Source organism: Pyxidicoccus sp. M6 (assembly GCF_055568925.1).
Genome location: NZ_CM145714.1, coordinates 5137151 through 5149348 on the forward strand (window position 1 = coordinate 5137151; position 12198 = coordinate 5149348).

The following is a 12198-nucleotide window of genomic DNA, read 5'->3' on the forward strand; positions in this document are numbered from 1 at the left end:
GGTACACACGCGGCTCCATGCCCGCCGAGACCGCCGCTGAAACGCTTTCAACCCGGGAGCTCAACCGCGCCACGCTCGCACGCCAGTTGCTGCTGGAGCGGGAGAAAGTCCCCGTGCTGCGCGCGGTGGAGCGGCTGGTGGCGCTCCAGGCCCAGCAGGCGAAGCCGCCCTTCGTCGGGCTCTGGTCCCGCGTCGAGGGCTTCCGGCGCGAGGACCTCACGCGGCTCCTCCAGAAGCGCGAGGTCGTCCGCGCCACGCTCATGCGGGGCACGCTGCACCTCACCAGTGCGAAGGACTACCTGACGCTGCGCTCCGCCTTCAGCCCCTTGCTGGAGGGCTCCGTGCACACGGTGCTGCGCGAGCGCGCGAAGGGGCTGGACATCGAGCCCCTCGTGGCCGCCGCGCGCGAGTACCTGGAGGATGAGCCGCGCACCTTCGAGGAGGTGCGCGACCACCTGCTGGAGCACAATCCGAAGGCCGACGAGCGGGCCATGGGCTTCCTCGTGCGGATGTACCTGCCGTTGGTCCAGGTCCCCACGGATGCGGAGTGGGGCTTCCCACCCGCCACGGACTTTGCGCTCGCGGAGTCCTGGCTGGGCGAGCCGCTGGGCACCGCTCCGGCGCTGGACACGCTGGTGCTGCGCTACCTCGCCGCCTTCGGCCCCGCCTCCGTGGCGGACGTGCAGGCATGGACGGGCCTCAAGGGCCTGAAGGACGTCTTCGCGTCGCTGAAGCCGAAGCTGCGCACCTTCCGCGACGAGAAGGGCCGCGAGCTGTTCGACCTGCCCAAGGCCCCACGCCCGCCGGAGGACACGCCCGCGCCTCCGCGCTTCCTTCCCGACTTCGACAGCCTCGTGCTCGGCCATGACGACCGCGCACGCCTGGTGGCGGATGTGCACCGGCCGCGGCTCATCACGAAGAACCTGCGCATTCCCGCCACGTTCCTCGTGGATGGCTTCGTCACGGGCACATGGAAGGTGGAGCGGAAGAAGGCCGCCGCGGCCCTCGTCGTCGAGCCCTTCGAGCCGCTGACGAAGAAGACGCGCGACGCGCTGGCCGGGGAGGGGGAGGGGCTGCTCCGCTTCATCGAACCCGAGGCCCGGGCGTTCGAGGTCCGCTTCGCCTGAACGGCCGCAAGGCGTGCGGCATGTACCTGGGATTGTTCACCTTTTCCACCACCCCATTGCAGTCCGCGGGGAGCGGGGCTAGTCATGCCGCGAAACGCCGAGTCCCGCCGTCAGCGGGAGCGGGGGACCCAGGTTCGTTGGGGCGAATCGCTCGGCACCGAGCGAAGGGCATGTTCCCAGCCCGAGTCCGTCAGCTAACCCCGCAGGCGTCGAGGAGAACACGATGTCTTCCGACCCCAGCAGTCACGGGCCGGGCTCGCCAACGTCCGCGGGCTCGGCCACTCCCGTTTCCCCTCCGTCGTCCCCTGGCATCCGTGCGCACGGAACAGGCGCCCGGCTGGCGCCGCTCGCTCTCGGCGCGCTTGGCATCGTCTACGGCGACATCGGCACCAGCCCGCTGTACGCGCTGCGCGACTGCTTCAGCGGTGAGCACGGCATCGCTCCGACGCCGGAGAACGTCCTCGGCGTGCTCAGCCTGGTCTTCTGGAGCCTCATCATCGTCATCTCCGTGAAGTACCTCGGCTTCGTCATGCGCGCCGACAACCGCGGCGAGGGCGGCATCCTCGCGCTGCTGGCGCTGGTGGTGCAGCGCGGAGGCCACGAGGGCAGCGGAGCCCGGCGCTACGTGCTGCTGACGCTCGGCCTCTTCGGCGCCGCGCTGCTCTACGGTGACGGCATCATCACCCCGGCCGTGTCGGTGCTCTCCGCGGTGGAGGGGCTCTCGGTGGCCACGCCGCTGTTCAATCCGTACGTGCTGCCCATTGCCCTGGTCATCCTGCTCGCGCTCTTCCTCGTGCAGAGCAAGGGCACGGGCGGCATCGGCCGTGTGTTCGGTCCGCTGATGGTGGTGTGGTTCACCGTCATCGCGGTGCTGGGCGTGCACGAGCTGCTGCGCAACCTCTCCGTGCTCCAGGCCGTGGTGCCCACGCACGCGGTGCGCTTCTTCATACAGAACGGGTGGCACGGCTTCCTGGTGCTGGGCGCGGTGTTCCTCGTCGTCACCGGCGGCGAGGCGCTCTACGCGGACATGGGCCACTTCGGCTACCGGCCCATCCGCCTGGCGTGGTTCGCCGTGGTGCTGCCGGCGCTGTTGCTCAACTACTTCGGGCAGGGCGCGCTGCTCCTGAGAGAGCCGTCCGCCGCCACCAACCCCTTCTTCCACCTCGCCCCCGACTGGGCCCTGTATCCGCTGGTGGCGCTGGCCACGGCGGCCACCGTCATCGCGTCGCAGGCGCTCATCTCCGGAGTCTTCAGTCTCACGCGGCAGGCCATCCAGCTCGGCTACTGGCCGCGCCTCGAGGTGGTGCACACCTCCGCCGAGGAGCAGGGGCAGATCTACCTGCCGGGCGTCAACATCGCCCTGCTGCTGGGCGTGGTGGCGGTGGTGCTGGGCTTCCGCTCCTCCGGCGCCCTCACCGCCGCGTACGGCATCGCCGTGACGGCCACCATGGGCATCACCACCTGCCTGGCCTATGTCGTCGCGCGCGAGCGGTGGGGCGTGCGGCGCGCCATCGCGGTGCCGCTGGGCGCGGCCTTCCTGGCGGTGGACCTGGCCTTCTTCGGCGCCAACTTCATCAAGGTGGCCCATGGCGGCTGGCTGCCGCTGACGTTGGGCGTCATCCTCTTCTCGCTGATGACCACGTGGAAGCGCGGGCGCGAGCTGCTGGGACAGAAGCTGCGCGCGGGCTCGCTCGGCCTGCGGGACTTGCTGGAGAGCTTCGGGGACAACGCGCCGCACCGCGTGCCGGGCACGGCCATCTTCATGACGGGCAACCCGGAGGTCGCTCCCCCCGCGATGCTCCACAACCTGAAGCACAACAAGGTGCTGCACGAGCAGACCCTGCTGCTCACCATCGCCACCGAGGACGTCCCGCACGTTCCGTCCTCGGAGCGGGTGACGGTGGAGAGCCTGCCCCTGGGCATACGCCGCATCACCGCGCGCTACGGCTTCATGGATGACCCGTCCATTCCGGACATCCTCAAGCGCTGCCGCGATGCGGGCCTGCCCTTCAACGTCATGAGCACCAGCTTCTTCCTCGGGCGCGAGACCATCATCATCGGCAAGCACCCGGGCATGGCGCGCTGGCGCGAGGCGGTCTTCCTCTGGATGAGCCGCAACGCCCGCTCGGCGACGGCGTTCTTCCGGATTCCGCCCAACCGCGTGGTGGAGCTGGGCGCGCAGGTGGAGCTGTAGCCACGCGCGGCGAGGTGGCGGCAGGTACGGCCCGCCACCTCGCACGGCCTCACGGCATCAGCTCGCCGGGCGGACCTTCACGCGCATGTAGCGGCCGTCTTCCTTCTCCTTGACGACCTCGATGGTGGTGCCCGTGGGCGGCACCTTCACGCCCTGCCAGTACGTCTCCTCGAACCAGTAGGGCTTCAAGTCGTTGAAGACGGGCTCGGCCGTCAGCGACGGCACGTCCACGCGTGGGCCCCACGGCGTCTTGAGCGACAGGGCCTGCGTGGGGCTCAGGCCGAACGTCGCGTCGCGCACCTGGATGAAGGTGTCCCAGTACCAGCCGGTGCCGTCCAGCGTTGCCTCCGGGCGTGCGTCCACCGGGAGGATGCGGCCCTCGCCCGGATGCAGGCTGACCTGGTTGTCGTTGATGCGGGTGTTCCAGTACGTGATGAGCAGGCCCGGCTCGTAGGGGTAGTGCTCGACGTAGTCGTAGAGCTCCATGTCGCCGTACGGGAAGTGGTAGGGGCCCGTCTGCAGGCCCTCGTCAAAGAGGCGGTACTGCCGGTACTCGGCCAGGTAGTAGTGGTCGAAGAAGATGTGCTGCCCGTCGTGCTGCTGGAAGCCGGAGATCTCCCATCCGTTGGGCATCTTCTCCGCGCCATCGGAGAACACCGTGCGCCCGTCCGCGGTGATGCTCAGCGCATCCACCTGGAAGCCGGGGCGCACCTCGGCGCCGTCCGTCCAGTAGCGGAAGCGGAGCTGGATGGTGCGGCCCGCGTACGGCGTCAAATCGAACGTGACGGGCACCCAGCCGCCGGACGCGCCGGTGATGCCGTTGCCGAAGTTCTGCCCGTTGGGGTCCGTCGTGGTGGTGATGGTGCTCGGGAGGTTGTCGAAGCGCGTGCCGTCCGTGGAGACGGAGACGTAGGCGTAGTCCCAGTCCTGCTCGATGTCGAACCACGTCTGGAACTGCAGCGAGATGCCGCGGGCCCGAGGCAGGCGCACCGTGCGCACCATGGAGCGGTCCAGGTCGTCACCGTCGCCGCTGTACCAGGCGTGGCTGCCCGCGAAGGGCTGCACCGTTGGGTGGTCCACCACCTGCGGGGGCAGGGTGACGAGCAGCGCCTGCGCTTCCTTCGTGTTGAACTCCGCGGGGCCCAGCTTGTGGCTGGAGCGCTTGCCGGCCTTCGCCTCGTCGTAGTTCAGCCAGCCGAGCTGCAGCTTGTCCCACGCCCACAGGTCACCCGGGCGCGTGCCGGTGTCCACCGTCCCGTCCCCGAGGTACGAGCCGTGGCCCATGATGGTCCAGAAGGCCGAGTCGTTCCCCCAGCCCGAGTTGGTGTCGTAGTGGTCCGGCAGCCCGAGGTCATGGCCGAACTCGTGCGCGAAGACGCCCAGGCCCCCGTTCTCCGGCTGCATCGTGTAGTCGCCCACCCACTTGTCCACCGCGCCGAAGCGGGTGCCGCCGTTGGGGTTGTACGTGGGTCCGTTGCCGCCGTTGCCGCCGCCGCTGGAGTACGCGAACGAGCGATGGCTCCACATGGCGTTCTGTCCCTGCGCGCCGCCGCCCGTCTCCTCGCCCTCGCCGGCGTGGACGATTTGGAAGTGGTCGATGTAGCCGTCCGGCTCGTCGAAGTTGCCGTCGTGGTCGTAGTCGTACCGGTCCCACGTGTCGAAGGTGTCCAGGTACGCCTTGATTTGCTCCGGCGTCTTCCCGGCGGCGAGCTGGCTCTCCGTCCACGCGTTGATGGCATCGGCGACGAGCGGCCAGGCGCCCGTGGTCGTGCAGATGCGGCGGCCGCACAGGTCGTGGCCGTAGCGCGCGCTGTTGTACGGGACGCGCACCCAGTCGTGCACCACGCCGTCCACCGTGTACCGGCCGGAGGACTGCGTCCAGTAGTAGGTGGCCACCGAGTCCACGCTCGGGCCCTGACCGAAGTAGAGCTGCTCGTAGTGCGCGCGGTTGTAGTCCGCCTGCCAGATGCTGGAGTTGTCGACAGTGCGGTCCGGCTCCACCAGCTGGTTGTGGAGCGGACCCGGCACGTCACCGCCGGGGTTGGTCTCCGGGTTGCCGTAGACGGGGTGGACCTGGTCGCCGTACTCGACGAGGACCACGAAGATGTGGTCCGTGCGCTCCAATTCCAGCTCCACGTAGCGGCCCCTCGTCACCTCGTGGACGCGGCCCTGCGCGCGGCCCTCCACCTTGTCCTTGAGGGCCTGCGCCCGGAGCTTCCGCTGCCGCTCGCCCTGCGCGTGGGGCACGTCGTCCGACTCGCCCCGTCGTATGAGGGACATCACGCCGCCGGGGGTAATCGTCTCCACTTCCTTGTACGGGTTCTTCGCCCAGGCGGCGGGCGACACCGTGAGGGCCACGAGGCCCCACTTCAGCCACTGCGTTCCAGACTTCATGGTCGGGGTGCTCACCTGACGGTGCCGGCCGGCCCTGCACGCTCACGGCTTCCGTCGAGGCAGCACCATACCCGGTGTCCCCTGTATTGATGCAACCCGGTTGTACTGGGTTCTGGAGTGCACCTCGCGGCGCAATGAAATTGAACGCGGGCGCGACTTCGTGGCCACTGGCCCGTTCAAATAAAAGGCCCGCCGCGAACCCGGTGTGCACCGTGTCCACAGCGGGCCTTCGGGCCCTGCGTCACGTCTCGGGCGCGTTACTGCGGCGCGGGGGCGGACACCTTCTTCGCGGGCGGCTGGTACTTGATGCCCAGCGCGTTGAAGACGAAGGAGTAGACGTCCACGACCTCCTCGATGCGGGCGTTGAGCGGGGTGCCGGAGCCGTGGCCCGTCTCCGCGTTGGCGCGCAGGAGGATGGGCGTCTTCGCGGCGTTGGCCTCCTGCATGCGCGCCACCATCTTCCGCGAGTGGAACGGGTCCACGCGCGGGTCATTGGCGCCGGTGGTGAAGAGCACCGTCGGGTACTTCGTCCCGTCCTTCACGTTGTGCAGCGGCGAGTACGCGCGCAGCGCCTTGAACTGCTCCGGGTCCTTCACCGTGCCGTACTCGGTGATGTTGAACTGGCCGTTGGGCGTCAGCTCCACCCGCAGCATGTCGTAGATGCCCACCTGGGCCACGACGGCGCCGTACATCTCCGGGTGCTGCGTGACGGCCGCGCCCATCAGCAGGCCGCCGTTGCTGCCGCCCTGGATGGCCAGCTTCTTCGGCTGCGTGTACTTCTGGTCCACCAGCAGCTTGGCGCACGCGTAGAAGTCGTCGAAGACGTTCTGCTTCTTCGTCAGCGAGCCCTCGGCATGCCACTTCTCGCCGAACTCCGAGCCGCCGCGCAGGTTCGCAATCGCATACACGCCGCCCTGCTCCAACCACAGGCCCGTCAGCGGGCTGAAGCCCGGGCTGATGGAGACGTTGAAGCCGCCGTAGCCCGTGAGCAGCGCCGGATTCTTGCCGTCCAGCTTCGTGCCCTTCTTCTTCAGGATGGTGAGCGGCACCTTGGTGCCGTCCTTGGACGTGGCCTCGGCGCGCACCACCTCCACGTCGCTCAAATCCAGGGGCGACGTGCGCGCCAGCGCCGTCTTCGTCACCGTGTTGTCCTGGGCCGAGTACCGGTACCAGGCCATGGGCTGCACGAAGCTGGTGTTGACGAGCAGCACGTCATCCCCATTGCCCGCGGCCACCAGCCCGCCCACCGACGACACCGGCAGCGTGGGCACCAGGCCCAGCGACTGGCCCTTCAGGTCCACCATGCGCAACTGCGACGGGCCGCCGAGCTGCTCGTTGATGTACAGCCGCGTCTTCGCCGGGAAGATGCCCTGGATGCTGGCCTCGCCCTCGGGCACCAGCACCGTGGCCTTGTCCAGCGTGGGCGTGGCCAGCGGCAGCCGCAGCACCTTGCCGCGCGGCGCGTCCTTGCGGCTCACGAGGTACAGCGCGCCGTCCTTGCCGAACGTCGCCCGGATGACGCGGTCCTCGAACTTCGACACCTGCGTCCACTGCCCGGACGGGCCGCGCAGGTAGACCATGTACTCGCCGCCGTCGCCGTTGGCGACCACCGCGACGGTGTGCTTGCCGTCCTCGGACGTATCCAGCTCCGACATGGCGATGCGCGGGAAGTCCTTGCCCAGCGCGTAGGTGTCCTTCTCCGTCGGCGTGCCGAGCTGGTGGAAGTACACCTGCTGGAAGAAGTCACGGTCCGCGGCGGGGCGCTCGTCGCCGCGCGGGTAGCGCGTGTAGAAGTAGCCCGTGCCGTCCGCGTTCCACGCGAGGCTGCCGCCCGCGGTGCCGCCATTCACGTGTGGCACCATTTCGTTGGGCAGCGCCTTGCCGGTGGCCACGTCGTAGACGGTGACGTCACCGCTCTCCGTGCCGCCCTTGGACATGGAGACGGCCACCTTCTTGCCGTCGAGCGTGGGGACGTACCAGTCGATGGTGGTGTGGCCGGACGGGTCCACCACCATGGGGTCCACGAGCACGCGCTCCTTGGACGTGTCATCCACCGAGCCCAGCACCACCAGGAAGGACTGCTGCTTGGGCGGCTGGTTCTTCACGGCGAAGAGGGTGCCGCCGGCCTCCTGCAGCGCGCCATAGGCGGGCGACTTCCAGGACAGCAGCTCGGAGATGCGCTGGCGCAGGCCCTCGCGGCCGGGGAGCTTGTCCAGCAGGCCGCGCGTGTAGGCGTTCTGCCCGTCGGTCCACTCCTTCACCTTCGGGTCGTTGGAGGCCTCCAGCCACTGGTAGAAGTCCTTCACCTCCGTGCCGTGGTAGGTGTCGACCTTCTCCTGTTTCTGCGTCGCGGGGGGCTTCGCGGCGCCCTTGGGCGCGGCGGTGGCGGCCAGCGGCAGCATCAGCGCCGCCGCCGTCAATGCGCTCTTCAGCTTCACGGTTCACCTCGTGGGTGGGGAAGTCGCGCCGCAGCCTGCCACGTCCTCCGCCCCGTGGCGCCGCTTCCCCGTCATGGGAATGCTGCCGCCGCCCGGATGTTCGGGCGTGGCCCGAGCGTCCAGGCGGCTTGTGTGCGGCGCGTCAACCCCGCCCACGCCCGGTGTACGGAGGACTTCAGCGCAGGGGCAGCTCCACGAGCGCCGCCGCGAAGCGGTCGAACGCCTCGCTGGAGGGCAGGGCGGTGCCCTCATCCATGTTGCCCAGCATCAGCGCGAAGACGACGCGTGGGTGCTGGCTGTCGCCGGGCCGGTCCACCACGCCCACGAAGCAGCGCTGTCCGGACAGCGTGCCCGTCTTCGCGCGGATGCGGCCGGCGGTGCTCGGCGTGACGGGGCGGGTGGCGAGCGTGCCGTCCTGGCCGGCCACGGGCAGGCTGTCCAGCAGCGCGTTGCCATAGGGCTCGCGCAGGCTGGTGAAGAGGACGCGCACCATGCCTCGCGCGGTGGCCATGTTGTAGCGGGACAGGCCGCTGCCATCGACGGGGCGCAAGTCCCTCGCGGGGATGCCGCGGCGGGTCAGCTCCGTGGCCATGGCGGAGCGCAGCGCCGGGTACGACTCCGCGCCGGTGCGCTCGCGGGTGAAGCGCAGGCCCAGCCGCTCCGCGTAGAGGTTGAGGGACTCCTTGTTGGTGGCCTTCACCAGCTCCGCCAGCGGAGGGCTGACGAGCGTGACGAGCGGCTCCGGCGTGGCCGGGCGCAGTGGGCCGGGGGCCTCCAGCGTCATCGGCAACCGCCGCACGCCGCGCTTCAGGAGGGCCTCCTCCACGCACGCCGAGAAGAGGACCTGCGGCTCGTCCACGGAGAGCTTCACGGTGGCGGTGCGCGGGCACTGGTTGGCGGGCGAGCGCCACACGCAGCGCACGCCCGGGCCGCCGCGCTGGCGCACGCAGGAGAGGTTGGCGCGCTCGGCGTTCATGTCCACGCTGACCACGGCGGGCAGGGACGCGAAGGCGGGCGTGAGCTGCACGGAGGGCGGCTGCGCGCAGTCCGCGCCGTCCGCGCGGGACAGCGACAGGTCCACCACGTTCTCCCGGAAGACGAAGGCGGTGGGCGCGGCGCTGTATGCGTACGCGGCGTCGTCCCACGCCCAGCCGGGGCCGAAGGGAAGGTCCGAGTCGTCGGTGCCTCGCACGCGCACCTGTCCGCGCCACTGCTGGATGCCACGCGCCTGCACGGCGTCCGCCACCTGGTCGCACGCGAGCGCCGTCTCCGGGAAGCGCCACGAGCCCAGCGACGGGTCACCCGATGCCTCCACCACCACGTCCCCCAGGAAGAGGCCATCCACCTGCGTGCCTTCCAGGGACACCGGCGTCTGGTAGCGGAAGTCCGGCCCCAGCGCGGATAGCACCGACGCGGTGGAGACCACCTTCATCGTGGACGCGGGCAACAGGCGCATGTGCTCGCGGTGGTGAAAGAGCGGCTCGCCCGTCTGCGCATCCACCACGTAGGCGCTTGCCAGCGCGCCCTCGTCTTCAATCGTGTTGAAGAGGGACTCCGCGAGGGAGGGGAAGGTGTGGCCCTCCGGACGCTTCGCGCGGAAGCAACCGGCGAGCGAGAGGGAGGCCAGCAGCAGCGGGACGAGGAGGACGCGGCGAATCACGGCGGCCACCGTATCGCCGGGACTTCACGGTGTCATGCGGACCCGCGCCTGGGGCGCGAAGACACCCAGGGCCGGCCGTTCGGTATGCGACCCACCAGCACGCATGTCCCGGAGGGCGAGGTGGCGCGGTAATGGCCGTCGTTAGAGTCGGAGCACCATGTCCGATATGCGAAAGCCTCCCTTTTCGAGTGATGCCCTGGATGCAGCCGCCGAGGCGGACGTCGCGGCGATTGGCCGCATCGATGCCGTGAAGACGGTGCTTCGGTTGTTGCTGGAGACCACGGGACTGCGGATTGGCGTGGTGGCGCGCGTCACTGCGGATTCCTGGACCTGCTGCGCGGTGCTGGACGAGGCGAACTTCGGACTGCACGCCGGGGACACGGTGGAAGTCGCCACGACATTTTGAAGTGTCGTCCGCGGCGCGGTCGCGCCGCTCCTCATCCGGAATGCGAGCACGGACCCGCGCTTCGCCAGCCATCCGGCGCCGAAGCTCTACGGCGTCGGGAGCTACATCGCCGTGCCCCTGCACCGGAAGGACGGCGCCTTCTTCGGCGTGCTGTGCGCGCTGGACCCGCATCCGGCCGACCTGTCCGAGGACAAGCTGGAGGTCTTCCGGCACCTCGGCGACCTGGTCGGCCATCAGCTCGAGCAGCAGGACGAGCTGGGGCGGCGCGATGAGCAGCTCATGGGCGCGCGCGAGGCCGCGCAGCTTCGCGAGCAGCTCCTCGGCATCGTCAGCCATGACCTGCGCAATCCGCTCAACGCCATCACCCTGTCGGCCGCCACGATGATGCGCCGCACGGACCTGGATGACCTGGCCCGCCGGGGCCTGAGTCGCATCCTCGATTCCGCGGACCGGGCCAACCGGCTCATCCGGGACCTGCTCGACTTCACCCAGGCCCGCATGGGCCAGCCGCTTCCGGTGAAGCGCCGAACGGTGGACCTCCATGCGCTCATGCAGCAGGTGGTGGACGAGGTGTCGCTGGCCACGCCCGGGCGTCAGCTCGACGTGAAGACAGAGGGTGACGCACTGGGCTCGTGGGACCCGGACCGCATCGCGCAGGTCCTCACCAACCTGCTCACCAATGCCTTGCAGTACAGCCCGCCCGGGGCGCCCATCCTGGTGAAGACGGTAGGGCATGTCGACGAAGTCATCCTCTCCGTCTGCAACGAGGGCCCACCCATTCCCGCGCAGGTGCTGCCCAATCTCTTCGAGCCGATGACTCGCGGCACGGCGGACGGCGGCGAGCGCCGCAGCATCGGCCTGGGCCTGTACATCGTGGACCAGATTGTCCGCGCCCACGGCGGCAGCGTGGAGGTGGTGTCCACCGAGGGGGAGGGCACCACGTTCCGCATCCGGCTGCCGCGTCACCGGGAGTAGGGACCCTCCAGGTGTCAGGGCTCGCTGTCGAGGCGGACCTTCGCGGGCCGCACCTGGAGCCGCTCGAAGAGGAGGGCGAAGTCCTCTCGGGAGATGCCCAGGCGCTCGAGCCAGAGGCGGAAGTACCGGTCCAACGCCTCGCGCCTCGGGTGCGTCTTCCGGTGGTGCAGCAGGAAGTCCTTGTAGTTCTGCACCTTGTCCGCGCGCAGCATGGCGGCCACGTCCGGAAGCGGCCCGAGCGCAATCTCATCCACGGACTTCACGTCGCGATGTGACAGGTACGCATTGGCGATGTTCCGGTACTCCATGGCCAGCGCGAGCACCTGGGGTGACTCGGAGACTTCGTGCAGGCGGGGAAAACACTCGGCGAGAGCCTCATCCCCCTGCACGAGCGGGTGGAGGCACCACGCGCGCCTCGCGGCGTCACTGGCGTTGAAGTGTCTCAGCACCGCGAGGCCTTCGTCGATGTGGCTCATGTAGTCGACGCCGCTGCGGACGGCGCGGCGGTCGCCGTAGTACCGCTCGATGGCGCGGTACTCCCGCGTGGTGGTGAAGCGCGCCGCCACGACATGGGGCACGCCGCGCTTCGTGAAGTACGCCTCCAGGTCGCAGTCCGGCGCGGTGACGAAGGGGAGGTCGGTCTCCGTGAGGTAGCGCGAGAGGTGCCCCTGGCCCCGATGGGGCGCCAGCACGTAGACGGACTGGCGCCGTGTCCCTTCGGCGTCGTCGAAGGTCGTGCACGCGCCCCAGGCCGTGCCTCGCGGGTCCGCGACGGGCGTGATTGCGCCGGTCCAGGTGTACCCGTCCATGAGCAACTGCACGGCGCGACGCTCGAAGTATCGCGACGCACCCTCGAGGTCGGGAGCGTCCATGTCGAAGCGGAGCGCGGCGGCGGGCATGCCGGAAGGTTGTGCGCGGCGGCGGGGTGGAAGCAACCCTCGGCTCGGCGGCCGTGTGTCTCCGAGTGAGCGAATGCCTGCATGACGCACCGGGACCTCGCGCCG

At 69.6% G+C, this 12198-nt stretch carries 8 protein-coding genes and 1 riboswitch; of the genes, 4 read left to right on the forward strand and 4 right to left on the reverse strand.

Annotated elements, in window-relative coordinates:
- Positions 1–17: 17 nt before the first annotated feature.
- Both ACVTJA_RS20480 and ACVTJA_RS20485 read left to right on the forward strand, forming a co-directional pair.
- Positions 18–1127: a winged helix DNA-binding domain-containing protein gene (locus tag ACVTJA_RS20480; RefSeq protein WP_465838460.1), complete on the forward strand. Its 1110-nt coding sequence runs from the start codon at positions 18–20 to the stop codon at positions 1125–1127.
- 85 nt (positions 1128–1212) lie between these two features.
- A riboswitch (cyclic di-AMP (ydaO/yuaA leader) is annotated at positions 1213–1351 on the forward strand.
- A complete protein-coding gene (locus ACVTJA_RS20485) occupies positions 1351–3321 on the forward strand; it encodes a potassium transporter Kup (protein ID WP_465838462.1) in 1971 nt (656 codons plus the stop codon). Its footprint overlaps the riboswitch before it by 1 nt.
- Before the next feature lie 57 nt (positions 3322–3378).
- Here the strand turns inward: ACVTJA_RS20485 and ACVTJA_RS20490 are convergent, their stop codons facing one another.
- The 3 genes from ACVTJA_RS20490 to dacB form a co-directional block, all read right to left on the reverse strand.
- Positions 3379–5715 (reverse strand): immune inhibitor A domain-containing protein, encoded by a 2337-nt coding sequence (locus ACVTJA_RS20490; protein ID WP_465838464.1) that lies wholly within the window; start codon positions 5713–5715, stop codon positions 3379–3381.
- A 257-nt stretch (positions 5716–5972) separates the two neighbouring features.
- Entirely contained in the window at positions 5973–8153 is a 2181-nt protein-coding gene (locus ACVTJA_RS20495) for a prolyl oligopeptidase family serine peptidase (RefSeq protein WP_465838466.1), read from the reverse strand.
- A 175-nt stretch (positions 8154–8328) separates the two neighbouring features.
- Positions 8329–9810 (reverse strand): D-alanyl-D-alanine carboxypeptidase/D-alanyl-D-alanine endopeptidase, encoded by a 1482-nt coding sequence (gene dacB / locus ACVTJA_RS20500; protein WP_465840466.1) that lies wholly within the window; start codon positions 9808–9810, stop codon positions 8329–8331.
- Between the two features lie 160 nt (positions 9811–9970).
- Here dacB and ACVTJA_RS20505 point away from each other — a divergent pair, with 160 nt between their 5' ends.
- Positions 9971–10219, forward strand: a complete 249-nt coding sequence (locus ACVTJA_RS20505) for a hypothetical protein (protein ID WP_465838468.1) — start codon at positions 9971–9973, stop codon at positions 10217–10219.
- A gap of 33 nt (positions 10220–10252) precedes the next feature.
- Positions 10253–11194 (forward strand): GAF domain-containing sensor histidine kinase, encoded by a 942-nt coding sequence (locus ACVTJA_RS20510; protein ID WP_465840468.1) that lies wholly within the window; start codon positions 10253–10255, stop codon positions 11192–11194.
- 14 nt (positions 11195–11208) lie between these two features.
- Here the strand turns inward: ACVTJA_RS20510 and ACVTJA_RS20515 are convergent, their stop codons facing one another.
- Positions 11209–12093: a hypothetical protein gene (locus ACVTJA_RS20515; protein ID WP_465838470.1), complete on the reverse strand. Its 885-nt coding sequence runs from the start codon at positions 12091–12093 to the stop codon at positions 11209–11211.
- Positions 12094–12198: the final 105 nt, after the last annotated feature.

What these genes read in the sequence shown, in the direction of transcription:
- ACVTJA_RS20485 (WP_465838462.1), top strand. Translation starts at nt 1,351, where the DNA reads ATGTCTTCCGACCCCAGCAGTCACGGGCCGGGCTCGCCAACGTCCGCG.
- ACVTJA_RS20490 (WP_465838464.1), bottom strand. Translation starts at nt 5,715, where the DNA reads ATGAAGTCTGGAACGCAGTGGCTGAAGTGGGGCCTCGTGGCCCTCACG.
- ACVTJA_RS20515 (WP_465838470.1), bottom strand. Translation starts at nt 12,093, where the DNA reads ATGCCCGCCGCCGCGCTCCGCTTCGACATGGACGCTCCCGACCTCGAG.
- ACVTJA_RS20480 (WP_465838460.1), top strand. Translation starts at nt 18, where the DNA reads ATGCCCGCCGAGACCGCCGCTGAAACGCTTTCAACCCGGGAGCTCAAC.
- ACVTJA_RS20505 (WP_465838468.1), top strand. Translation starts at nt 9,971, where the DNA reads ATGTCCGATATGCGAAAGCCTCCCTTTTCGAGTGATGCCCTGGATGCA.